The organism is Agrobacterium sp. SOY23, from assembly GCF_027212525.1.
In the GTDB taxonomy this organism is placed as follows: Bacteria; Pseudomonadota; Alphaproteobacteria; order Rhizobiales; family Rhizobiaceae; genus Agrobacterium; species Agrobacterium tumefaciens_I.
Genome location: NZ_JAPWDT010000004.1, coordinates 124,430 through 149,518 on the forward strand (window position 1 = coordinate 124,430; position 25,089 = coordinate 149,518).

Consider the following 25,089-nt stretch of genomic DNA (forward strand, 5'->3'; position numbering starts at 1 on the left):
GCGGGCATTACCTGTCCATGTCGAATTATAAGGAAGGCCAATTGCGGCATCGCGCCGTGACCGGGCCACGTTAACGGACCAGTTCCAGAGAAGAACAATATGAATGTCGTCGTCGTAGAATCTCCTGCCAAAGCCAAGACGATCAACAAGTATCTTGGCTCGGGCTATAAGGTTCTTGCATCCTTTGGCCACGTCAGAGACCTTCCTGCCAAGGACGGATCGGTGCTGCCCGACCAGGATTTCGAAATGTCCTGGGAGGTCGACAGCGCATCCGCCAAGCGCATGAAGGATATTGCCGATGCGGTGAAATCCTCCGACGGCCTCATTCTCGCAACCGACCCGGATCGCGAAGGCGAGGCCATTTCCTGGCACGTTCTCGATCTTTTGAAGAAAAAGCGCGTTCTCGGCGACAAGCCGGTGAAGCGCGTGGTCTTCAACGCCATCACCAAGAAGGCGGTGCTGGACGCGATGGCGAACCCGCGCGACATCGACGTGCCGCTGGTCGACGCCTATCTCGCACGCCGCGCGCTCGATTATCTCGTCGGTTTCAACCTGTCGCCAGTGCTGTGGCGCAAGCTGCCCGGCGCGCGTTCCGCCGGCCGTGTGCAGTCGGTTGCGCTACGTCTTGTCTGCGACCGTGAATCCGAGATCGAGCGTTTCGTCTCCGAGGAATACTGGAACATCAGCGCGCTTTTGAAGACACCGCGCGGTGACGAGTTCGAAGCCAAGCTGGTTTCCGCCGACGGCAAGCGACTGCAAGCCCGCTCGATCAAGACCGGCGAGGATGCGAACCGGCTGAAGGTGCTGCTGGAAGGCGCGAGCTATGTCGTGGAGAGCGTCGAGGCGAAGCCCGTCAAGCGCAACCCCGGCCCGCCCTTCACCACCTCGACGCTGCAGCAGGCCGCGTCTTCGCGCATGGGCTTTGGTGCCTCGCGGACGATGCAGGTAGCGCAGAAGCTTTACGAAGGCATCGATATCGGCGGCGAGACTGTCGGTTTGATCACCTATATGCGTACTGACGGCGTGCAGATGGCGCCGGAGGCGATCGACGCTGCGCGGCGCGCCATCGGCGAGCAGTTCGGCGGCCGTTATGTGCCGGAAAAGGCGCGCTTTTATTCCACCAAGGCCAAGAACGCCCAGGAAGCGCACGAAGCGATCCGCCCGACCGATTTCAACCGCACGCCGGATCAGGTGAAGCGTTATCTCGATCCCGACCAGCTGCGTCTTTATGACCTGATCTGGAAGCGCGGTATCGCCAGCCAGATGGCGTCCGCCGAAATCGAGCGCACGACCGTCGAAATCCTCGCCAGCAATGGCGGCGAAAAGGCGGGCCTGCGCGCCGTCGGTTCGGTGATCCGTTTCGACGGCTTCATCGCCGCCTATACCGACCAGAAGGAAGATGGCGAACAGAGCGACGACGGTGATGACGAAGGCCGTCTGCCGCCGATCAATGAGCGCGAGAACCTCGCCAAGCAGAAGATCAACGCCAGCCAGCACTTCACCGAGCCGCCGCCCCGTTATTCGGAAGCCTCGCTGATCAAGAAGATGGAAGAGCTCGGCATCGGCCGTCCTTCCACCTACGCAGCGACGCTGAAGACGCTGAGCGACCGCGAATATATCGTCGTCGATAAACGCAAGCTGATTCCGCATTCGCGCGGCCGGCTGGTGACGGCTTTCCTCGAGAGCTTCTTCACCAAATACGTCGAGTATGATTTCACTGCAGCGCTGGAAGAAAAACTCGACCGCATTTCCGCCGGTGAGCTGGACTGGAAGCAGGTTCTGCGTGATTTCTGGAAGGATTTCTTCGCCCAGATCGAAGACACCAAGGAACTGCGGGTCACCAATGTTCTGGATGCGCTGAACGAGGTTCTGGCGCCGCTGGTCTTCCCGAAGCGCGAAGACGGTTCCGATCCGCGCATCTGCCAAGTTTGCGGTACCGGCAATCTTTCGCTGAAGCTCGGCAAATATGGCGCCTTCGTCGGTTGCTCCAACTATCCGGAGTGCAACTACACGCGCCAGCTCACCTCCGATGGTGCGGAAGCGGAGGCTGCGGCCTCGAACGAGCCGAAAGCACTCGGTTCCGATCCGATGACCGGCGAGGAGCTGACGCTTCGCTCCGGCCGTTTCGGACCCTATATCCAGCGCGGCGATGGCAAGGAAGCCAAGCGTTCCTCGCTGCCCAAGGGCTGGAAGCCGGAAGATATCGACCACGAAAAGGCGCTGGCGCTGATCAACCTGCCGCGCGATATCGGCAAGCATCCGGAAACCGGCAAGATGATTTCCGCCGGCCTCGGTCGCTACGGGCCGTTCCTTTTGCATGACGGTTCCTATGCGAATCTCGAAAGCATCGAGGACGTGTTCTCGATCGGCCTGAACCGTGCCGTCACCGTCATTGCCGAAAAACAGAGCAAGGGACCGGGGCGTGGCCGCAGCGGCACGCCGGCTGCTCTGAAGGAACTCGGTGACCATCCCGATGGCGGCGCCATCACCGTGCGCGACGGGCGTTATGGCGCTTACGTCAACTGGGGCAAGGTCAACGCCACCATTCCGAAGGGTCAGGACCCGGCTTCGGTGACGCTGGACGAGGCGCTGGTGCTGATTGCCGAGCGCATCGCCAAGACCGGCACCGGCGGCAAGCCTGCCAAGGGCAGGAAGACGGCTGCCAAGAAGGCCGATGGCGACGCGGCAGCAAAGCCGAAGGCCACCAAGGCCAAGGCGGCAACCAAGAGCAAGGCGGCCGCCAAGCCGAAGGCAGCGGCCAAACCCAAGAAGGCAGCAGAGTGAGCAAAGCGCCGCGTCAGAGACAAGGTTCCGCCAGCGACGGTTTCGGACGCACCGGGCGTGGCAAGCGAGTGAGCGAAGGTGAAGGCATCATCCATGGCGAGGTGCCTTCCCGCGAAGTTTTGCTGAAATTCATCGCGGACCATCCGCAGCAGGCCTCCAAACGCGAGATCGCCAAGGCTTTCGGGCTGAAGGGCGAAAACCGCGTGGTTCTGAAGGCGCTGCTGAAGGAGCTTGAAACCGATGGCATGGTGCAGAAGAGCCGCAAGTCGCTGACGCGGCCGGGCGGTCTGCCGCCCGTCACGGTTCTCGACATCACCACCCGCGACAAGGATGGCGAATTGATCGGCCGTCCGGCGGAATGGCCGGAGGATCAGGGCGCGGCACCGGCCGTGCTGATCCGCCAGTCATCGCAGGATCGCGGCAAGAAGGCCCCGGCTGCCGGTCTCGGCGACCGCATTCTCGCAAAGATATTCCCCTCCAAGGAAAGTTCCGGCCCGGCCTATACGGCCCGCGTCGTCAAGCTGATCGACCGCCGCCAGAATGCGCTGCTCGGCGTGTTCAAGGAAACGGCGGGCGGTGGCGGAAGGCTGATGCCCATCGACCGGCGCGGCGAAGAAATGGTTATCGACCCCGACGGCGTTGGTGACGCCAGGGATGGTGATCTGATCGAGGTGGAAACCTCGCGCAATAGCGGCCGTTACGGGCTGACGCGCGCCAAGGTGCTTTCGGTCATCGGCTCCGTGGCCTCGGAAAAGGCGATCTCGATGATCGCGATCCATTCCCACGGCATTCCTCATATCTTCCCGCAGAATGTTCTGGCCGAAGCGGATGCCGCCAAGGCCGCGACCATGTCGCACCGCGAGGACTGGCGCGATCTGCCGCTCATCACCATCGATCCGGCCGACGCCAAGGACCATGACGATGCGGTCTATGCCGAACCGGACACTTCGCCCGACAATCCGGACGGTGTCATCGTCACCGTCGCCATTGCCGATGTCTCCTGGTATGTGCGGTCCGGTTCTCCGCTCGACCGCGAGGCGCTGAAGCGAGGCAATTCCGTCTATTTCCCCGACCGCGTCGTGCCGATGCTGCCAGAGCGCATCTCCAACGATCTCTGCTCGCTGAAGGAAGGCGTCGACCGCCCTGCCCTTGCTGTGCGGATGACTTTCTCGAAGGAAGGCCGCAAGGCTGGCCATACCTTCCACCGCATCATGATGAAGAGTGCCGCCAAGCTCTCCTACAGCCAAGCGCAGTCCGCCATCGACGGACGGCCGGACGACAAGACCGGCCCGCTGCTGGAGCCGATCCTGAAGCCGCTGTGGCACGCCTATGAGGTGATGAAGCGCGGCCGCGACCGTCGCCAGCCGCTGGAGCTCGACATGCCGGAGCGCAAGATCCTGCTTCGGCCTGATGGAACGGTGGACAAGGTCGTCATTCCCGAGCGGCTCGACGCGCATAAGCTGATCGAAGAAATGATGATCCAGGCGAATGTCGCCGCCGCCGAGACGCTGGAAAAGAAAAAGCAGCCGCTGGTCTATCGTGTCCACGATGCTCCCACACTTTCCAAGCAGGAGGTGCTGCGCGAATTCCTCGGCACCATCGGTATTTCCATGGCCAAGGGTGCGGCCATGCGTGCCAATTCCTTCAACGGCATTCTGGCGCGTGCCATTGATACGCCGCACCAGATCATGGTCAACGAGATGGTGCTGCGCAGTCAGAGCCAGGCGATCTACAGCCCGGAAAATATCGGCCATTTCGGCCTAAACCTGATGAAATACGCCCATTTCACCTCGCCGATCCGCCGTTATGCCGATCTGATCGTGCATCGGGCATTAGTGGGCTCGCTGGGGCTCGGCGAAGGCGGCATCACGCCGCAGGAAGAGGCGACGCTCGACGATATCGCCGCCGAAATCTCGACCTTCGAGCGCCGCGCCATGGCAGCCGAGCGCGACACCATCAACCGGCTGATCGCCCATCATCTGTCCGAACGGGTGGGCGAGGAATTCGAAGGCCGCGTCGGCGGTGTCACCAAGGCGGGACTATTTGTCGCGCTGCCGCAGTTTGGTGCTGATGGCTTTGTTCCTATATCTACACTCGGAACCGATTATTTCCTGTATGATGAAGCCCATCAGGCTCTGACCGGGGAAAAGACCGGTCTCGGCTATCAGCTTGGCGACACGGTTCAGGTCCGGCTTGCGGAAGCCGTGCCACTGGCGGGTGCGCTGCGGTTCGATATGTTGAGCCCGGGGCGCAAGATGCCGGTCGGCGCGCGCTCTTTCCACAAGGCGGGCCGGCGGACATCGCGTCTTGCCGCCAAGCCAGGAACAAGGCCGCCGAGAAGGCGACGATAACAAAACCGCTTCAGGCGGTTGAAAGCGGGAGAAGGACTTAGGGATGAGTGCACATCAGGGCTCGGAAACGGTCACCTTCGGAGATAGCAGTGCGGAACGGCCGCTTGGCCGCTCGATCATGCGGGGTATGGCCAACCGCTGTCCGGCCTGCGGCAGCGGCCGCCTGTTCCGGGCCTTCCTGAAGCCGGTGGATGCCTGTGCGGCCTGCGGCGAGGAAATGCACCATCACCGTTCGGACGACCTGCCGCCCTATATTTCCATCGTCATCATCGGCCATATCGCCGTTGGCGGCTTCATGATGACAGACATGGTGTTTTCCGTGCCCATGTGGGTGCATTTCGCCATCTGGGTGCCGATCACCATCCTGGCCGCGCTCCTGACGCTGCAGCCCATCAAGGGCGGCGTCATCGGCCTGCAATGGGCGCTAAGGATGCACGGCTTCGACCGAAAACAACCAAAAGCGCAGATAGACGGCTCGTCTCACTGACGGTGCGCGGGACCTTGCAAGAGCCTCAGCGCTCCCGGGATGCCGAAACGGCAGGCGCGCCCATGCGGCCGCGCGATGCCGCCTCCATCATCCTGTTCGACCGTTCCGGTCCGCAGCTCAGGGTGCTGATGGGCCAACGCAGCAGCGCCCACGTCTTCATGCCCGGTGCTTACGTATTTCCGGGCGGCAAGCGCGATCCACGTGACCATGCGCTGCCCTTTTCCGGCGATCTGCATCCCGCCGTCCTTCACAGCCTCACCGCTTCCGCAGCGCGCCGCCTGAGTGCCGCCGGTGCAAGAGCACTGGCGCTGGCCGCCGCGCGCGAACTTTTCGAGGAAACCGGCATGGATCTGGGACTCAGCGCCGACGGTCCGGATCTTTCCCGTTTTCGTTATGTGGCGCGCGCCATCACCCCACCCGGAAATGTTCGACGTTACGACACGCGATTCTTTTGCTGTTATACCGATGAATTGGGGCTCGATACCCGGCTAACACGGGATTCCGACGAGTTGCACGGTGTGCAATGGCTTGACATGACAGACCTTTCCGGTCTGAACATGCCCAAAATCACGCGTACGGTTCTCGAAGATGTCACAAAACTCATGATAGGTGATCCCTCATTACCCTTTGAAAGCCCCGCGCGGCTCTATGTCACGCGCCACGGCCGGTTCATTCGAGACTTTGTATAAAGGCCGTCATGTCACAAATGAAATGCGAAGAAGCGGACGCCATTCACTGGCCCTCACTGATCGCCGCGATTTCTGCCATCAGCGCGGTTGGTGTCGCCATCGGTCTTGGCCTGCCGCTCCTGTCGATCATCCTTGAAAAGCGTGGCATCTCCTCCACCATGATCGGCGTGAACTCGGCCATGGCCGGCGTCGCGGCGATGATGGCGGCACCGGTGACCACCAAGATCGCCCATGATTTCGGCGTGGCGCGAACCATGCTGTTTGCGGTCTTCATTTCGGCGGTCAGCGCACTCGGCTTTTATTTCGCCGAGGCCTTCTGGATGTGGTTTCCGCTCCGAATCGTCTTCCACGGCGCCACCACCACGCTGTTCATTCTCTCCGAATACTGGATCAACATGACCGCGCCGTCGAAGAAACGCGGCATGGTTCTCGGCATCTATGCCACCGGCCTCGCTGTCGGCTTTGCAGTCGGGCCGCTGCTGTTTTCCGTGGTCGGCAGTGAGGGCATCCTGCCGTTTCTGGTGGGTGCGGCGATCATCATGCTCGCGGCGATCCCGATCTTCGTGGCGCGCAGTGAAAGCCCGGAGCTGGACGAGCGGCCCAACCACCATTTCGTGCGTTATGTCTGGCTGGTGCCCATGGCTTCCGCCGCGGCCTTCGTCTTCGGCTCGGTGCAGGCGGGCGGTCTTTCACTCTTTCCGATCTACGCTACCCGTGAAGGCTTCAACGAATCGCAGGCCGCCCTTCTGCTCACCGTGATGGGCATCGGCAACATGGTCTTCCAGATCCCGATCGGCCTGCTTTCCGACCACATGAAGGACCGGCGAACCATGCTGGGGCTGATGGCCTTTGCGGGCGTCTGCGGCACGCTGGCACTGCCTTTCCTGGTGGAAAGCTGGATGCTGGTGGCGGCCTTGCTGCTGTTCTGGGGCGGGCTTGTTTCCGGCATGTATACGGTCGGCCTAACCCATCTCGGCTCACGCCTGAAGGGTGCCGATCTGGTCGCCGCCAATGCCGCCTTCATCTTCTGTTATGCCGTCGGCACGATTGCCGGTCCGCAGGCTGTCGGCATTTCCATGGACATTGCCGGAACCGATGGCTTTGCCTGGTCGCTCGCCGTATTTTTCGGGCTTTACGTGGTGCTTTATGTCGTCCGTTTTGTTTTCCGGGCAAAACAGGCTTGACTTTTCGGGCGCGATACGTAGTTTCGCGCCAGATTTAGCCGAGGTGAGAAGCGCCTGGCTTCTCTTTTGTTTAAAGGCAGGACGACCATGGCGAAAGCTACAACAATCAAGATCAAGCTGCTGTCGACAGCCGACACCGGTACCTTCTACGTCACCACCAAGAACAGCCGTACGTTCACGGACAAGATGACGAAGACGAAGTACGACCCGGTTGTACGCAAGCACGTTGAATTCAAGGAAACCAAGATCAAGTAATCTGCTTGATCGGTATTCCGGCAAATAGCGCGCCCAATGGGCGCGTTTTTTGTTTGTGCATGTATGGACCGGCTGGCCGCAAATGCGCCCCTCCCAGCCTGAAACAACCCTGCTTTTTTCGCAGGCCATGGCCCCTGCCCGACCGGCAGATCCAGGAATCATACTCAGCCAACATCGATATTCTGATTCTGCCCCTCCCGAGAGATGCGCCAGCGACGCCAAACAGGCCCACGCGACGGGCGGGAACCCAGTGCGACCGCACATCGAACCTGATCTCTGGAAAGCGCAACAGGCCGCTTAAAAGCACGAGAGCGCCGTTCACCCTCTCAAGGCGGGCAGCGCTGCAACAGGCGAATTTCGGGAAGAAGGCGGTCGGCCAACGATGCGATTACGGCACGAGGAACCGATTCGGACATCGTCAGCCGACCGACCCCACGATTCAGGAGATGCGGCGGACCTGAGCATCATGGGGCATTCAAACTACGCAATACCAGCCCCTGAGCAGCGAAATCACGGGCGGCCAAAGCCACCATCATCCCACCATCACGAGACGGAAAAACCGCCGGAAGAACTGTTACTCTCAATAGGGAGTGTGCGCAGAAGTAAAATAAAAATCAACAAATTCTTAAGCCAGAGATACATCACCTCGGAAACATGGTTAAATATACCAAGCTGGCACACTATAGTTCTCTGAGAGATTGAATTCAATGTATTTTTCAACTTGGACTCTATTAATCTCGCTCAATTTCATCCATTCATTGTAAAATGATAAAATACATCCAAGGTCAACAGCTTGCAGTCTCGCAAGCCCTGCCCTCGATTGTTGAATGACTATTTCGCCGGGAAAAACCGGAGAAAAATGAACTATTTTATTTTATCCGTTGCTGCCGGCTCAGGCCGCCGCCGCCACGACGCGGTTGCGTCCGGCGTGTTTTGCCTCGTAAAGCGCCCTGTCGGCCTGCTTTAATATCTCGTCCGGCGCACCGAAGGCGCCGCTGCTGGTGGCGATGCCGAGGGAAGCGGTGATGCTCAATTCACGATCGATGGAACGAACATAAAAAGGCTGGTCCTCAACGATCGCCCTCAGGCGCTCGGCAACGCTTGCGGCAAGCTCCATCGGCGTATCGGGCATGACAACGACGAATTCCTCGCCGCCATAACGGCAGGCGAGATCGGCGCCACGCACCGTACTGCGGATGCGCGCTGCAAATTCCCGCAGGACCTCGTCACCCACATCGTGGCCATAGGTGTCATTGACCAGCTTGAAGCGGTCTATATCGGTCATGCAGATGGAAATCGGGCGGCCACGAACGGCGGCGCGATCGAAGAGTATCTTCAGATGATTGTCGAGATAACGGCGATTGTTGAGGCCCGTCAGCCCGTCAACGATGGCAAGCTCCATCGTGTGCTGCAGGTTGAGCCGCAGATGCTCGTTGTAGCGCTTGCGCCTGATCTGCGTCAGCGACCGGGCGACGAGTTCGTTTGGATCGATCGGACGGAGAATGTAATCATTCACACCAAGATCGAGCGCACGCGCCACCATGTCATCCGCCCCCTGCTCCGCCACCAGAAGCAGCGGCAGGAACCGGGTGCGCTCCAGCGAGCGAAGCTGTGAACATAGCCGCAGCGGATCGTAGTCCTCGAAATTCGAATTGACGATGACAAGCTCAAACGGGTTACTCGCCGCCTTGAGCAAGGCCGCCTGCGGTTCCGTCACGGCATCGACCTCGGCAACCGGCTTCAGCGCCCGGACGATACGTTCCTGCGAACTGGCGCGGCCATCGGCAACCAGCACGCGGCCCGGCGTCTGCATCAGGCCGTCGCTGCGCAGCATCTCCTCGATGCCGATCTGCCGCGCGGTTTCGGCACGCAGCCGCAATTCGTCACTGACAGCCTTGAGACGGACCAGACTTTTGACGCGGGCGATCAGCTGGAGGTCGTTGACAGGCTTGGTCAGGAAATCGTCGGCGCCGGCTTTCAGGCCACGCACGCGGTCCGAGGGCTGATCGAGCGCGGTGACCATCACCACCGGAATATGCGCGGTTTTCGGGTCGGCCTTCAGCCTTTCGCAGACCTCGAAGCCATCCATGCCCGGCATCATGATATCGAGCAGGATGATATCCACCTGCTCCTCGTCGCAGATGGCCAGCGCCTTGAATCCATCCTCGGCGGTGACCACATCGAAATATTCCGCAAGAAGCCGCGCTTCGAGAAGCTTCACATTGGCCGGAATATCGTCAACAACCAGAACTCTCGCCGTCATAACCGTTCCCCAGTCGCCTCACGCATCGCCCAGATAAGTCTTGATGACTTCGATGAATTTCGGAACGGAAATCGGCTTCGACACATAAGCCTCGCATCCACCCTGACGAATACGCTCCTCGTCACCCTTCATGGCAAATGCCGTGACCGCAATGACCGGGATGACGTGCAATTCGTCATCCTCTTTCAGCCACTTCGTCACCTCCAGTCCCGAAACCTCCGGCAACTGGATATCCATCAGAATAAGGTCCGGGCGGTGCTTGCGGGCGAGATCGAGCGCTTCCATGCCATTGCGCGTCTGGATCGTCGTATAACCGGACGCCTCGATCAGGTCGCGAAAGAGCTTCATGTTCAGCTCGTTGTCTTCGACTATCATGACCTGCTTGGGCATGGTGAGCAGTCCCCGTTTCACTTTGAAACCTTCTTCCAGACATATAAGTTGCCAGAGAACCGATTCCATCGTCCATTTTGCGCAAGGCTAGAGGGATTTGGTTTCAAAATAGGTAACTTCGGGGAAGAAATGCTGCGCGATACGAAAAACAAAGGCAAAGCCAGCCAGGATCCGCAAGAAACGGCGGCCGCCATACTTGGCTGGCTGGCAAACGAACCGGACATGCTGGCACGTTTTCTGGCATTGAGCGGACTGCAGGCCAACATGCTGCGCCAGGCCGCCACCGATCCCGGCTTTCTGGCCGGGCTCACCGATTTCCTGATGAGCCATGAACCGGACCTGATGGCGTTCTGTGCCGCCACCGATACATCCCCCGAAACGGTGGCCGCCGCCTGGCACCATTTTTCCGGGCCGGGGCTGGATTCGGGTGTGTATTGACGGGACGCCCCTTGAGCCATCGCCACGGCCGGAGTATGGTCGGCGACGTTCTGGTTTTGTTTTCAGCTCATGTCCACGTCGCACCGCTATGATCCCGGTTTTTGCCGCGACTGTCTGGCCGGCCAGCCAGAGGGGTTGAGGCGTTGCCGCGCCTGTGGCAGCCCGCGTCTTCTCTACCATTCCGAACTCTACGATCTGACCATCGCCCATATCGATTGCGACGCCTTTTACGCCTCGGTCGAAAAACGCGACAATCCGGAACTGGCCGACAAGCCGGTCATCGTTGGCGGCGGCAAGCGCGGGGTTGTTTCCACCGCCTGTTATATCGCCCGCATCCACGGCGTGCGGTCCGCCATGCCCATGTTCAAGGCGCTGGAAGCCTGCCCCGACGCAGTCGTCATCAGGCCGGATATGGAAAAATACAGCCGTGTCGGCCGCGAAATCCGGGCCATGATGCAGGAATTGACGCCGCTGGTGCAGCCGCTTTCCATCGACGAGGCGTTTCTCGATCTCTCAGGTACCGAGAAGCTGCATCACGATCCGCCCGCGCGGGTGCTGGCGAAATTCGCCCGGCGCGTGGAAAAAGAGGTGGGGGTGAGTGTTTCTGCGGGGCTTTCCTATTGCAAGTTTCTCGCCAAGGTCGCTTCAGACCTGCAAAAGCCGCGCGGCTTTTCGGTTGTCGGCGAAGCGGAAGCGTTGTCCTTTCTGGCGGCGCGGCCGGTTACGACCATCTGGGGCGTCGGCAAGGCCTTTGCCGCGACGCTGGAGGCGGATGGCATCCGCATGATCGCGCAATTGCAGGAGATGGAAGAGAGCGAGTTGATGCGCCGTTACGGTGTGATGGGGCAGCGGCTGTTCCGGCTCTCGCGCGGCATTGACGAACGGCATGTGCATAATAATGATCCGGTCAAAAGCGTCTCGTCCGAAACCACCTTCTTCAACGATATTTCCCGCCATGAGGACCTCGTTCCGATCCTGCGATCGCTTTCCGAAAAGGTGGCCTGGCGGCTAAAGAAAAGCGGTATTGCCGGCCAGACGGTGGTGCTGAAGATGAAGACGGCCGACTTCAAGAGCCGCACCCGCAACCGCAGGCTGGACGACCCCACCCAGCTAGCCGACCGCATATTCCGGACCGGCCTCGCGCTGCTGGAAAAAGAAACCGACGGCACGAAATTCCGCCTCATCGGCATCGGTGTCAGCGACCTGCGCGACGCCGGCCTCGCCGATCCACCCGATCTGGTCGACCGGCAAGCCGGGCGGCGGGCGGCGGCGGAAGCGGCGATGGACAAGCTGCGCGACAAGTTCGGCAAGGGCAGCGTCGAGACCGGCTATACCTTCGGCACCCGCAAATAGGGACCTTAAGGCGGCCATGCGCGAGACCTGTCCACCCGCGTCCACCATCACCTCGTGCCCGAGGTATTTTAGATTTTACACAAATTCGTGATGTCGCGGCCGCGGCTTCCTTAAACTTCATTAAACTTCGCATGGTTGAGTGAGGGAAGTTTTGTGCATGTGGTGTATTGCGTCATGTCCCTTCGCCTCAGTCTTCTGACCGGCATGCTGTCGGCCAGCATTCTTGCCTTTCCGGCGCTTGCCGCCGACAGCCGATCGCTGCAGATCCTGGTGTCCAAAAGCGACCAGTCGCTCTCGCTTTATGAAAATGGCGAGATCATCGCCACCTCGAAAGTCTCCACCGGCAAGCCGGGGCATGAGACGCCGAGCGGTATCTTCTCCATTCTGGAAAAGCGCAAATACCACGAGTCGAATATCTATTCGGCCGCGCCCATGCCTTTCATGCAACGGCTGACATGGTCCGGCATCGCGCTGCACGAAGGCAAGGTGCCGAACTATGCGGCCTCGCATGGCTGCGTGCGCCTGCCATCGAAATTCGCGAAGTCACTCTTCGGAGACACGCAGACCGGCGTGCATGTCATCATCACCGATCGCCCGGTCTCGCTGCGTTTCGTGCAGCATCCGACGCTGTTTGCGCCGCGCGAGGATGCCGATGACGGCAAGCTGCTTCTCTCGGATGTAGAGTTGCGCCCGGCGACCTTCGATGCGGCTTTGGGTACGGTCGAGGTTGCCGTCAATGAAAAGACGCAAGCCATCAAACCGGTGGCAAAAACCAAGCTCCCCTCGCCGCTGCGCATTCTCATTACAAGGCGTGGCGAGCGGGAAAAGGTGATGGACGTCCAGACCGTGCTGACGCGTCTAGGTTTCGACGCCGGTTCTGCCGATGGTTACGCCGGCGAGATGACGGTGAGTGCCATTAACGGGTTCAAGCGGTGGAAAGGGCTGAAAACCACCGGGCCGCTTCTGACCGACGCCTTTGTGGCAGCGCTTTACGCTTCCGCCGGTGAAGATCATCCACCGAACGGCCAGATCATGGTGCGACAGGACTTCAAGCCGCTGTTTGAAGCGGCCATCGATATCAAGGACCCGGAAGTGGCGCTCGGAACCCATTTCTTCGAGGCTGTTTCCGTGGATCGCGCAGCCGGAACCGCCGAATGGAACGGCGTGACGCTCGAAAATCATCTTCCGGCCGCTGCCCGCAAGCGGCTTGGCATCACCGTTACCGAAGCGCCCGGCGGTTTCGACCAGTTGAGCGGTGTGCTCAGCCGCCTCGAAATCCCCGCGGAGGTACGCAACCGGATCGAGCAGGAGCTTTCAAGCGGCAGTTCGATCACCGTTTCCGATCTCAGTCACCAGCTGGAGACAGGCATGGGAACGGACTTCATCACCGTCACCAAGGAAGGACCGGTGTGAGGGCTTTCGCCCTACACCAGTTCGACATCAACGACGCCGGGTGCGGACCGCAACGCGGCGGCGATCTCCGGTGAAATGCGGTATTTCTCCGTCAATTCCACCTCGATCTCGCGGCTGCCTTCATCCTTGATGACGATGAAATAGACCGATCCGTCGCCCTTTGTGTTCAGGTGACGGGCAACGGTTTTCAGCGGGCCGGAATCACGTACATAAACCCGAAGTGCCTTCTGCATCTGCACGGATTTCTCTTCCAGAGACTGAGCCGTCTGGATACGCAGGCCGATGCCTTCCGGCCGCTCCTCCGCCTGTACGGTAATGACGAGCGATTTGCCGACTTCCAGCAGATCACGGAACTGGCCGAGCCCTTCGGAAAACAATACGGCCTCATATTGCCCTGAAGCATCCGAGAAGGTGACGATACCCATCTTGTTGCCGGTGCGGGTCTTGCGCTCCTGCTTGCCGGTCACGGTGCCGGCCAGACGCCCGGCGGTGGCCCCCTGTTTCACCGCGGCGGAAAAATCGGCGAAATTCTGCACACGCAACTTTTCCAAGATCGGACGGTAAGTATCGAGCGGGTGGGCAGTAAGGTAAAAACCGAGCACCTGATATTCGCGCAGCAGCTTTTCCGAGGCGAGCCAGGACTGGAAGGCGGGCAGGATCAGCTTTTCCGGGCCATTGCCGCCACCGGAGCCGAACATGTCCGACTGGCCGATGGTGCGGTTGTTCTGCGCCATCTGGGCATAACCGATGATGCGGTCCAGCCCGCCGATCAGTTCGGCGCGGTCACGGCCGAAACAATCGAAGGCGCCGGCATTGATCAGGCTTTCCAGCACACGCCGGTTGATCTGCTTGGGATCGATGCGCAGGCAGAAATCCTCCAGGCTGGTGAACGGCTTGTCGCCACGCACTTCAACGATGTGCTCCACCGCCCCCTCACCCACGCCCTTGATGGCGGCGAGCGAATAATAAATGCGGTTTTCACCCGTCTCGAATTGCCGGAAAGAGGTCTGCACCGAAGGTGCCACGACCTCGATACCGAGACGGCCGGCATCCTGACGGAAATCGTTCAGCTTTTCCGTGTTGGCCATATCGAGCGTCATGGAGGCCGCGAGGAACTCCACCGGATAATGCGCCTTCATATAGGCGGTCTGGTAGGACACGATGGCGTAAGCGGCGGCATGGCTCTTGTTGAAGCCGTAATTGGCGAATTTCGCCAGGAGGTCGAAGATGGTGTCGGCCTGCGGTTTCGAGACGCCGTTCTTGATGGCGCCATCAACGAAACGTTCGCGCTGCTTGTCCATCTCCTCCTTGATCTTCTTGCCCATGGCGCGGCGCAGAAGATCGGCTTCGCCGAGCGAATAACCCGAGAGGACCTGGGCGATCTGCATCACCTGTTCCTGATAGACGATAACGCCCTGCGTTTCCTTCAGCAGATGGTCGATGGTCGGATGGATCGATTCTAGCTCCTCCTCGCCATGTTTGCGGGCATTATAGACCGGGATGTTTTCCATCGGACCGGGACGATAAAGCGCCACCAGCGCGATGATGTCCTCGATGCAGTCCGGGCGCATGCCGATCAGCGCCTTGCGCATGCCCGCACTTTCCACCTGGAACACGCCGATGGTCTCGCCGCGCGACAACATCTCGTAGGTTTTGGCGTCTTCGAGCGGGATTGCCGCGAGATCGACCTTGATGCCGCGCTTGGCAACAAAATCGACGGCAACTTTCAGCACCGTCAGCGTCTTCAGGCCGAGAAAGTCGAATTTGACGAGGCCGGCGCTTTCCACCCATTTCATGTTGAACTGGGTGACCGGCATATCGGATCGCGGATCGCGATACATCGGTACGAGTTTGGAGAGCGGGCGGTCACCGATGACGATACCGGCGGCGTGGGTGGAGGCGTGGCGGTAAAGCCCCTCGATCTTCTGAGCGATATCCAACAGGCGGGCGACCACCGGCTCCTTGTCCGCCTCCTCCTGCAGGCGCGGCTCTTCCTCGATCGCCTTCGACAGCGGCGTCGGGTTGGCCGGGTTGTTGGGCACCAGCTTGCAGATCTTGTCCACCTGGCCATAGGGCATTTCCAGCACACGGCCGACATCGCGCAGAGCCGCACGCGCCTGCAACGAACCGAAGGTGATGATCTGCGCCACCTGCTCGCGGCCATATTTGGCCTGCACGTAGCGGATCACCTCTTCGCGGCGATCCTGGCAGAAGTCGATATCGAAGTCGGGCATCGAAACGCGTTCGGGATTAAGGAAGCGTTCGAACAGCAGCGAGAAGCGCAGAGGATCAACATCGGTAATCGTCAGCGCATAAGCGACGAGCGAGCCCGCACCCGAGCCACGGCCCGGCCCGACCGGAATATCATGCTGCTTGGCCCATTTGATGAAGTCGGCAACGATCAGGAAGTAACCGGGAAACTTCATGCGCGAGATGACGCCGAGTTCGAAATCCAGCCTCTCGCGATATTCCTGTTCCGTATAACCGGGCGCCATGCCAAGGGCGGCAAGACGCTGATCCAGCCCCTCCACCGCCTGCCGTCGAAGCTCCTCGGCTTCAGCACGTTCGGCCGCTTCCGGATCTTCGCTGGCGCCGGTGAAACGCGGCAGGATCGGGCCTCGCTTTTTCAGCACATAGGAGCAGCGCAGCGCAATCTCGACGGTATTCTCCAGCGCTTCGGGAAGATCAGCAAACAGCGCCGTCATCTCCGCACGGCTCTTGAGGTAATGATCGGGTGTCAGGCGGAACCGGCTGTCATCGGACACGATGGCGTTGTGCGCCACCGCCATCAGCGCATCATGTGCCTCGTAATCGGCCTTGGACGGGAAAAACGCCTCGTTGGTGGCAACAAGGGGAATGTCGTGCTCATAAGCAAGGCCAATCAGGCGCCGCTCATGGGAGCGATCGTAACCGGACTGGCGCTGCAATTCGATATAAAGCCTGTCACCGAAGAGTGACTTAAGTGCCAGCAGCCGCTCCTTCGCCTGCACGGCGTGGCCTTCCTTCAGCGCCATATCGACAGGGCCACCGGAAGCGCCGGTCAGCGCAATGAGGCCGGCATTGGAAGCTTCCTCCAGCCATGCGCGGGTAATGTGCACGGAATGGCTGCTGCCCTCACCGTCCAGATAGGCGCGGCTGACGAGATCCACCAGCCGCTCATAGCCTTCCGCATTGGCGGCGAGGAGAACGATGGCCGGAAGTTTCTGAAGATGGCTGTTATGGTTGCGGCGATCCTCCGCCACATCCTGCATGTCGATGGACAGCTGGCAGCCAATGATGGGCTGCAGACCTTCGTCCCGCGCCTTTTCGGAAAATTCCAGCGCGACGAAAAGATTGTTGGTGTCGGTAATGGCAATGGCCGGCTGGCCGTCCCCAACCGCCTTGGTCATGATTTTCTTGAGGGGCAACGCCCCCTCAAGCAGGGAGTATGCGGAATGAACCCGAAGATGGACAAAACCGGGGGTCTTCAGCGTTTCGCCAGAGGTCTCTCCACGCACAACCGTATCGCCCATATCGTCTTCCTGTCATTCTGAATCGAGGGGGCGATTTTCCGATTTCCGGCGCTTAATGTCCACCATTTTGCGGTATCCATACAGGCTTCTGCGCCGGTGTCTTCTTCACAGGGCGGTGAGGATCACCGAAAAGCTGGCAACGAAGACAGCGATGGAGGCGAAAGCGGCAACGTCACGGATGAAATCAGTCATTGGTCTCTCCTTACTCGTTATGTTCCAACTTTGTTCTCATTTTGTTCGATTGTCAACAGGGTTCTGCTGATATTCCTCTTGCTAATGCAGCAGAATCGCCTCCGGTTCCCCGATGAGGTGCAACAAGCCCCTGACTCCAAAGCGAAAAAACCCGGAGGCAAAAACACCTCCGGGTTCGGAAAAAATTCAGATGTGGAGAACAGGCATCCCTTGCAGGGTGCTGACGGGCCGACTCGCCCGCTCGACATGACCCCTTCCAGAACCGTCACTTCCATGACGGAAGTGATCGTCTCAAGTGCTGCGGGCGCATGGGATGCACGAGGACCGGCCTCGTGCAAACGAGGTCAGAAATCGACGATCTTGCCGTCAGCAAGTGTGACCCGTCGGTCCATGCGGGCAGCGAGTTCGTGATTGTGGGTGGCGATCAGCGCCGCGAGGCCGGACTGGCGCACCAGCGCCTCCAGCGCATCGAAAACATAATGCGCGGTTTCCGGATCGAGATTGCCGGTCGGCTCGTCGGCCAGCAGCAGGAGCGGCGCATTGGCGACGGCGCGGGCGATGGCGACGCGCTGCTGTTCGCCGCCGGAGAGTTCGGCAGGGCGATGTTCGCCGCGATGACCGACCCGCATATAGTCGAGCAGCGCGCTGGCACGCTTGCGGGCTTCTGCCTGCGTGAGACCGGCGATGAGCTGCGGCATCATCACATTTTCCACTGCCGAAAATTCCGGCAGGAGATGATGGAACTGATAAACGAAACCGATATCGCTGCGACGGATCGCGGTACGCGCTTCATCCGGCAGGCCGTTGCAGGGCGCGCCGTTGATGAAGACCTCACCGGCATCAGGATGTTCGAGAAGCCCAGCCAGATGTAACAGCGTCGATTTGCCGGTGCCCGAAGGGGCGACCAGCGCCACCATCTCACCGCTCTTCAATTCAAAATCGGCCTTGCGCAGAATGGAAAGCGATGTCTCGCCCTGACCATAGGTTCTCTCGACATCGGTAAGCCGCAGCACTGTTTTTTTTGCCATATTGCGAAGCGGTCCTTATTCGTAACGCAGGGCCTGCACCGGATCGAGCTTGGAAGCCCGCCAGGCCGGAAAGATCGTTGCCAGGAAAGAGAGCGTGAGCGCCATGATGACAACGGAAATGGTCTCGCTGATATCCATTTCAGCCGGAAGCTGGCTCAGGAAATAAAGCTGCGGATCGAACAGCACCGTGCCGGAAATCCACGAGAAGAACTGGCGGATCGATTCCACATTGAGGCAGACGATGACGCCAAGCGCCACGCCGGCAAAGGTACCGACCATGCCGATGGCTGCCCCGGTCATGAAGAAGATGCGCATCACCGAGCCCGAGCTTGCCCCCATGGTGCGCAGAATGGCGATGTCGCTGCCCTTGTCCTTCACCAGCATGATGAGGCCGGAAATGATGTTCAGCGCCGCCACCAGAACGATGAGGGTGAGGATCATGAACATCACGTTTCGTTCCACCTGCAGGGCGGAGAAGAAGGTCTGGTTCCTCTGTCTCCAGTCGGTGATATATATCTGCCTTCCGGCCGCCTGCTCCACCAGCGGACGGATGCCGTCGACATCATCAGGACGACTGACATAAAGCTCGATGGACTGCACGATGCCGTCGGCATTAAAATAGAGCTGCGCCTCGGACAGCGGCATATAGATCATCGAGGCGTCATATTCCGACATACCGATCTCGAAGACGCCCGATATCTTGTAGGATTTGACGCGTGGATTGACGCCCATCGGCGTCACGTCGCCTTCCGGCGAAATCAGCGTGATATCGTCGCCCGCCGTCACGCCCAGCTGGGCGGCGAGCCGCGAGCCGACGAGAACGCCATCACCCGCCATGAAGCCGACGAGATCGCCGGTCTTGATGTTGGTGGCGACTTCCTTGACCTTGTCGATATCTTCCTGCCGCACGCCGCGCACCAGCGCGCCGGAACCCGCACCGCCACGGCCGGAGGCCAGCGTCTGGCCCTCCACCAGCGGCAGGGCCATGGTGACGCCGGGAACGGCGGCGAATTTCTTCGCCAGTTCATCGTAATTGTTGAAGGGCTGGTCGATCGGCTGCACGATCATATGACCGTTGATGCCGAGAATGCGGGAGATCAGCTCGGTGCGGAAACCGTTCATCACCGCCATGACGATGATGAGCGTCGCCACGCCCAGCATGATGCCGACAAAGGAAAACCCGGCAATGACGGAAATGAAGGCTTCCTTGCGCCGCGAGCGCAGATAGCGCCAGGCCACCATACGTTCAAAAGCGGAAAACGGCCGGGCGGTCTTTGCCCCGGCGGAAACAGCCGCACCCTTTTCAGCCTCGGCTTGTGCCATGTCGTCTCCCTGATCTCACACTGCAAGGCCGGTCTTTTCCGAAAACCGGCCTCTATTTCTGCGGCACCCGCGCTGCGAAAGGGGAGCGGACTTCGCCCGAAGCCGCTCCCATCTTTCCCTGGCGCTTAGCCAAGCACCTTGTTCATCGCCGCTTCGATCGTCACGGTTTCCCGTTCGCCGCTCTTGCGATCCTTCACTTCGACTTCGCCATTCGCAACCGAACGCGGGCCGACAATGATCTGCAGCGGCACGCCAATCAGATCGGCGGTAGCGAATTTCTGGCCCGCACGGTCGTCCGTATCGTCGTAAAGAACATCCTTGCCGACGTTGGAGAGCGAGGAATACAGCTTTTCACAAGCCGCATCGCAGGCCGCATCCCCAGCCTTCATGTTGATGATCACGACATCGAAAGGAGCGACCGAAGCCGGCCAGATGATTCCGTTCTCATCATGCGATGCTTCAATGATGGCGGGAACAAGGCGTGTCGGCCCGATGCCATAGGAACCCATGTGGACAGGGTGTTCCTTGCCGTCCTTGCCCTGCACCTTCGCGCCCATCGGCTCGGAATATTTGGTGCCGAAATAGAAGATGTGACCAACCTCGATACCGCGCGCGGAAAGGCGCTCGCCATCGGGAATGGCGTCGTAGGCGGCCTCGTCATGCATTTCCGACGTCGCGGCGTAATCGGCCGTCCACTCGTCGAACACGCCCTGCAGCGCCGCGACATCGTCGAAATCGGTGCTTTCGGCGGGAATGGCGCGGTCAAGGAAGCTCTTGTGGCAGAAGACTTCGGATTCGCCGGTATCGGCCAGAATGATGAATTCATGGCTGTGGTTGCCGCCGATCGGGCCGGTATCGGCACGCATCGGAATGGCGCGCAGGCCAAGACGCTCGAAAGTGCGCAGATAGGCCACGAACATCTTGTTATAAGAATGGATCGCGTCTTCCTTGGTGAGGTCGAAGGAATAGGCATCCTTCATCAGGAACTCGCGCGAGCGCATGGTGCCGAAACGCGGACGCACCTCGTCGCGGAACTTCAGCTGGATATGATAGAGGTTCAGCGGCAGGTTCTTGTAGGACTTCACATAGGAACGGAAGATGTCGGTGATCATCTCCTCATTGGTGGGGCCGTAAAGCATCTGGCGGTCCTGGCGGTCCTTGATGCGCAGCATTTCCTTGCCGTAGTCATCGTAACGACCGCTTTCCTGCCAGAGTTCGGCCGTCTGCAGCGTCGGCATCAGAAGCTCGATGGCACCGGCGCGGTTCTGCTCCTCGCGGATGATCTTGTTGACCTTGTCCAGCACCCGCTTGCCAAGAGGCAGCCAGGAATAGATGCCAGCCGATTGCTGCCGGATCATGCCGGCGCGCAGCATGAGGCGGTGAGAAACAATCTCGGCTTCCTTGGGGTTTTCCTTCAGGATGGGCAGGAAATAACGGCTAAGACGCATGACGGCTTCCATTGATACGGACGACAGCGCCAAAGGCGCGGGAATCGCCCCGAATAGAGGGATATTGGCGCCGGATATAGCCGTTTCCCGCCAAGAAGAAAACCCGCCATGAAAAGAGCATCAAAGGCCATTTCAGGGTATTTTCACGACAGCTAATTCGCGTCAAAACGCTTTGGTCGAAATATTATTCTTGATCCGGTGCGACAAATCGCACCACAGGGAATTTTTTGCCGACTGTAACAATTATGCAAAAAATGAGATGACAAGCATGGGGGTTTGAGCTAGCTTTAGCTTACAAAAGAGGCAGGAAGTTTAAATTCTTGTCATTTTCGCGGTCAGTCTTGGGAGGATCAGATCTTAGGCGCGCTCGTTCGCAGCCCCGGCAACGGTTACAGATCACGCGAAACCTGGAAAACAAGGCTGAAAGGCCTTGTTTTTTTTTGATCTCAGCACACAAAAGCGCCCCGGCCCGCTATTCCGGTAAAATTATGGCGATGAATCAGCCGCCAGACACGCTCATGCTGTTTGCACGACAGAGATGACATCCATATGACAGTGTTCCGCGCATTCCCTGGCGGAACAGGCCGCGCCGTTAGCGCGTCGTAACCGTTTCCCTGCCGGCTTCAGCCGCCGTCGTCCGGTTTAGATGTCTCGGTGGACTGCATTCCATTGAAGTCGAAGGCAAAGGGCCGTGCATTCTCTCGGCGTCCTCGCCTTGGTGACGAAGGCGCCCTGTCAAGGCTGCCGGCGAATACCGATACCTCAGTCGAAAACGGGAATGATCCTCGGAAGATCATCAAGGCTCACGTCGAACCACCAGGTTCCGCCATACCAGAGCCCGCAGATCAGGGCGGAGATCAGGGTCGTCCACAGAACGATCCGCCCGCCCCGGAAACGCGATGGCGCGCTCGCCACCGTGCCCAACGCCACCTCGCCCTCCTCCGCCTGCGTGCGCAAGCCGATAGGCAGCACGATGAAAAGCACCGTCCACCAGACGATGAAATAAACGGCAAAGAGCGAAAGAAGCGGCATGTGATCCTCCTGCACAATGCGCTCTTGTAACGCATTCATCGCAGAACCGGAATCATTTCTCCGCAAGAAGCACAAAAAGCCTTGGGAGGACGACCAGAACCGCGCTTTGAGCAGGTGCCGTCAGGTCGCTGACGAAGGCGTGCGACCGCTCCTCCGTCATGCCGGACTTGATCCGGCATCCAGCCACGGCGCGTCTACGCCGTGAGACGAGTCTTTACGCGATCAAGAACTTGATCGCGCTGGCCCCCGGACCAGGTCCGGGGTGACGGAGTGCGGATGATACTATCGCCCGAAAGCTCCTGCCTCTCCGGCTCAGACTTTCGTGACGAACACGGTCACGATCGGCTTCTTGCCCCAGCTCTGGTTGGCAGCGGCGCGCACGGCGCGGCGCACCGCTTCGCGCAGCAGATCCAGATCCTTGCGGCGGGCACGCGGAATGCTTTCGACCGCACCGAGCACGGCGTCATAAAGCGTGTCCTCCATCGCCTCGTCCTCGTCATCGAACTCAGGCAGGCCGAAAGGCACGACATCGGGATCGCCGTGGAAGTCGTAACGGCTGTCCAGCACGACATTAACCGCGACATGGCCGGCGAAGGAGAGCTTGCGGCGGTTGCTGATGCCCATCTCGTCCATGTCACCAACGAGATTGCCGTCCTTGAAGACGCGGCCATGCGGCACGTCGTCGATGACTTCCGCGGGGCCGGGCGCCAGACGCAGAACATTGCCGTTGCGCACCTTCGGCACCTGGGAAATACCGGCCTGTTCGGCCAGCTCCTTCTGCGCCACCAGATGCGCCGCTTCACCATGCACGGGCACGACGATCTGCGGCTTGGTCCATTCATACATCTTCAGAAGTTCATTGCGGCGCGGATGGCCGGAAACGTGAACCAGCGCCTCATTGTCGGTGACGATATGCACGCCCTGCTCGATCAGGCCGTTCTTGATATCGATAATGGCCTTTTCATTGCCGGGAATGGCACGCGAGGAAAACACTACGGTATCGCCGGACGCCAGCGCGACATTGCGCATCTCATCACGCGAAAGCTTGGCGAGGGCTGCACGCGGCTCGCCCTGCGAACCGGTCAGGATCAGCACGACACGGTCACGCGGAATATAGCCATATTCGTCTTCGGCCAGGAACGGCTTGATGCCTTCCATGATGCCGAGATCCTGCGAAACGTTGACGACCCGCTTCAGTGACGAGCCAAGCAACAGCACCTCGCGGCCGGCCGCTTCCGCCGCCTGCGCAATCGAGCGGATGCGCCCGACATTGGAGGAGAAGGTGGTGACGGCCACGCGGCCTTCGGCACTTTCGATGATCTGGCGCAGGCCTTCGGAAACCTCGTGTTCGGAGGGCGACACACCATCGCGCACCGAATTGGTGCTGTCGCACATCAGCGCCAGCACGCCCTCTTCGCCGATGGCGCGGAAACGCGCCTCATCCGTCAACGGACCGAGCGACGGCGCCTCGTCGATCTTCCAGTCACCGGTGTGGATGACATTGCCGAGCGGCGTGCGGATAACCAGCGACATAGGCTCCGGAATGGAGTGATTGACGCCAACCGCCTCGATTTCGAACGGACCGACATTGATGCGGTCGCCGGCCTTGAAGATCGTCACCGGAATTTCGGCACGGGTGCCCTCATAGGCGCGCTTGGCTTCCAGCATGCCGGCGGTGAAAGGCGAGGCATAGACCGGCACGTTGAGGCCGGGCCAGAGATCGTTCAGCGCACCATAATGGTCCTCATGGGCGTGGGTGATGATGATGCCCTTGAGGTTCTTTTTCTGCTCGGCGATGTAACTGATATCCGGCAGCACCAGATCGACGCCCGGCAGGTCCAGGCCGGCGAAGGTCACGCCACAATCCACCATGATCCATTGGCGCTTGCTTTCCGGCCCGTAGCCATAAAGCGCCAGATTCATGCCGATTTCACCCACGCCGCCAAGCGGCACAAAGACCAGTTCGTCCTGTTTAGCCATTGTTTTTCTTATCCATTCACGAAAGCGCGCAGGCGCCGGCAATTTGCCGCGCCCGCCACCTCTATCCAGCATCGGACCTGTTGAACCATCTGATCGACCGGGCCGATGCGGAACCGGTTTGTCACCCTGCATTTCATGAGCCGCAGGAAAGCTCCAACCTCCGGGATCCGGTTCGGCGCGGGCTCCTCGGCCGCACCGTTCACCTCATCCGAAAAACACGTCGCCGGCGGCGATGGAGCGCCTTGCGCCCTCGTCCTCGTCCAGCAGCAGATAACCATTATCATCAATTCCGACAAAACGCCCGCCAATCGAACGGTCCGGAAAATTGACGGTGATGTGTTCGCCAATACCGCAGGCGGCGGCCCGCCAGCCGGCCATGATGCCGGAAACGCCCCTGCCCTCGTCCCAGTCCCGCAGAACCTCCGCCGTTTCGCGGAAGAGATGGGCGAAGAGTTCATCCGGCGAGCAGGACGCGCCATGTTCGGAAAGCATGGTGACGGGATAGAGCGGATTGTCCGGCTTATGGGCAATGTTGATGCCGATGCCGATGACGATGGCACGCCGTCCGTCGGACAGCAGCTCCGCCTCCATCAGGATGCCGCAGGTCTTGCGGCGGCCGATCAGCACATCGTTCGGCCATTTGATTTCGAGCGGCTCACCACCCGTCGGCAGCACCGCGCGAATGGCGCGATAGACCGCAAGCGCGAAAGCAAGCGGCAGGGAGCCGATGCGCTCCATCGGCGCGGGATCGATCAGAAGAAGCGAGGCGTAAAGATTGCCGGGTTCGGAGACCCATGGACGGCCACGACGGCCACGACCACCGGTCTGGCGGATGGCGGTAACCCACAGGTTGCCGCCATCACCTGCCCGCGCCCGGGCGAAACATTCCAGATTGGTCGACGGCGTCTCCGCCATCGCCTCGTGCCGGAAGTCATCGATGGACATCCGGCCCGTATGCCTGTGTGTG

Annotated in this window: 18 protein-coding genes; 9 read left to right on the forward strand and 9 right to left on the reverse strand. The window is 60.0% G+C overall.

The window, feature by feature from the left end; translation table 11 throughout:
* The first annotated feature begins 99 nt into the window (after window positions 1-99).
* From topA to rpmG, 6 genes are all read left to right on the forward strand, one after another.
* Complete coding sequence (gene topA / locus O3S81_RS12845) at window positions 100-2,784, forward strand: type I DNA topoisomerase (protein WP_269343723.1); 2,685 nt, start codon at window positions 100-102, stop codon at window positions 2,782-2,784.
* Window positions 2,781-5,135 carry a ribonuclease R gene (rnr, locus tag O3S81_RS12850; protein ID WP_269343724.1) on the forward strand — a complete coding sequence of 785 codons (2,355 nt, stop codon included), beginning with the start codon at window positions 2,781-2,783 and terminating at the stop codon, window positions 5,133-5,135. The genes topA and rnr overlap by 4 nt, the downstream gene beginning before the upstream one ends.
* Before the next feature lie 43 nt (window positions 5,136-5,178).
* Window positions 5,179-5,622 carry a DUF983 domain-containing protein gene (locus tag O3S81_RS12855; protein ID WP_269343726.1) on the forward strand — a complete coding sequence of 148 codons (444 nt, stop codon included), beginning with the start codon at window positions 5,179-5,181 and terminating at the stop codon, window positions 5,620-5,622.
* A gap of 62 nt (window positions 5,623-5,684) precedes the next feature.
* Window positions 5,685-6,311, forward strand: a complete 627-nt coding sequence (locus O3S81_RS12860; RefSeq protein WP_269343727.1) for an NUDIX hydrolase — start codon at window positions 5,685-5,687, stop codon at window positions 6,309-6,311.
* 17 nt (window positions 6,312-6,328) lie between these two features.
* Window positions 6,329-7,495, forward strand: coding sequence for an MFS transporter (locus O3S81_RS12865; protein WP_269344424.1), 1,167 nt, complete (start codon window positions 6,329-6,331; stop codon window positions 7,493-7,495).
* A gap of 87 nt (window positions 7,496-7,582) precedes the next feature.
* Window positions 7,583-7,750, forward strand: a complete 168-nt coding sequence (rpmG, locus tag O3S81_RS12870) for a 50S ribosomal protein L33 (protein WP_003496403.1) — start codon at window positions 7,583-7,585, stop codon at window positions 7,748-7,750.
* Window positions 7,751-8,642: 892 nt separating this feature from the next.
* Here the strand turns inward: rpmG and O3S81_RS12875 are convergent.
* The gene (locus O3S81_RS12875) at window positions 8,643-10,013 is read right to left on the reverse strand and encodes a PleD family two-component system response regulator (protein WP_269343732.1); all 1,371 of its coding nucleotides are present in this window, start codon (window positions 10,011-10,013) and stop codon (window positions 8,643-8,645) included.
* Window positions 10,014-10,031: 18 nt separating this feature from the next.
* Window positions 10,032-10,403: a response regulator gene (locus O3S81_RS12880; RefSeq protein ID WP_003521498.1), complete on the reverse strand. Its 372-nt coding sequence runs from the start codon at window positions 10,401-10,403 to the stop codon at window positions 10,032-10,034.
* A 129-nt stretch (window positions 10,404-10,532) separates the two neighbouring features.
* Between O3S81_RS12880 and O3S81_RS12885 the strand changes: the two genes are divergently transcribed.
* The 3 genes from O3S81_RS12885 to O3S81_RS12895 all read left to right on the forward strand — a co-directional run bounded on the left by O3S81_RS12885 (window position 10,533) and on the right by O3S81_RS12895 (window position 13,607).
* The gene (locus tag O3S81_RS12885) at window positions 10,533-10,841 is read left to right on the forward strand and encodes a DUF3572 domain-containing protein (protein ID WP_269343733.1); all 309 of its coding nucleotides are present in this window, start codon (window positions 10,533-10,535) and stop codon (window positions 10,839-10,841) included.
* Window positions 10,842-10,910: 69 nt separating this feature from the next.
* Entirely contained in the window at window positions 10,911-12,194 is a 1,284-nt protein-coding gene (locus O3S81_RS12890) for a DNA polymerase IV (RefSeq protein ID WP_269343734.1), read from the forward strand.
* Between the two features lie 174 nt (window positions 12,195-12,368).
* A complete protein-coding gene (locus O3S81_RS12895; RefSeq protein ID WP_269343736.1) occupies window positions 12,369-13,607 on the forward strand; it encodes a L,D-transpeptidase family protein in 1,239 nt (412 codons plus the stop codon).
* An 11-nt stretch (window positions 13,608-13,618) separates the two neighbouring features.
* On the opposite strand, the gene dnaE is transcribed toward O3S81_RS12895, so the two are convergent.
* The 7 genes from dnaE to O3S81_RS12930 form a co-directional block, all read right to left on the reverse strand.
* A complete protein-coding gene (gene dnaE, locus O3S81_RS12900) occupies window positions 13,619-17,119 on the reverse strand; it encodes a DNA polymerase III subunit alpha (protein ID WP_269343738.1) in 3,501 nt (1,166 codons plus the stop codon).
* A gap of 536 nt (window positions 17,120-17,655) precedes the next feature.
* Window positions 17,656-18,339, reverse strand: coding sequence for an ABC transporter ATP-binding protein (locus tag O3S81_RS12905; RefSeq protein ID WP_269343739.1), 684 nt, complete (start codon window positions 18,337-18,339; stop codon window positions 17,656-17,658).
* 15 nt (window positions 18,340-18,354) lie between these two features.
* Window positions 18,355-19,662 carry a lipoprotein-releasing ABC transporter permease subunit gene (locus tag O3S81_RS12910; RefSeq protein ID WP_269343740.1) on the reverse strand — a complete coding sequence of 436 codons (1,308 nt, stop codon included), beginning with the start codon at window positions 19,660-19,662 and terminating at the stop codon, window positions 18,355-18,357.
* A gap of 125 nt (window positions 19,663-19,787) precedes the next feature.
* A complete protein-coding gene (gene proS / locus O3S81_RS12915; RefSeq protein ID WP_269343742.1) occupies window positions 19,788-21,110 on the reverse strand; it encodes a proline--tRNA ligase in 1,323 nt (440 codons plus the stop codon).
* A gap of 762 nt (window positions 21,111-21,872) precedes the next feature.
* The gene (locus tag O3S81_RS12920) at window positions 21,873-22,142 is read right to left on the reverse strand and encodes a DUF1467 family protein (RefSeq protein ID WP_269343744.1); all 270 of its coding nucleotides are present in this window, start codon (window positions 22,140-22,142) and stop codon (window positions 21,873-21,875) included.
* 312 nt (window positions 22,143-22,454) lie between these two features.
* On the reverse strand, window positions 22,455-24,122 hold the full coding sequence (locus O3S81_RS12925; RefSeq protein WP_269343745.1) for a ribonuclease J: 1,668 nt from the start codon (window positions 24,120-24,122) through the stop codon (window positions 22,455-22,457).
* A gap of 204 nt (window positions 24,123-24,326) precedes the next feature.
* A complete protein-coding gene (locus O3S81_RS12930) occupies window positions 24,327-25,067 on the reverse strand; it encodes a biotin--[acetyl-CoA-carboxylase] ligase (RefSeq protein WP_269343746.1) in 741 nt (246 codons plus the stop codon).
* Window positions 25,068-25,089: the final 22 nt, after the last annotated feature.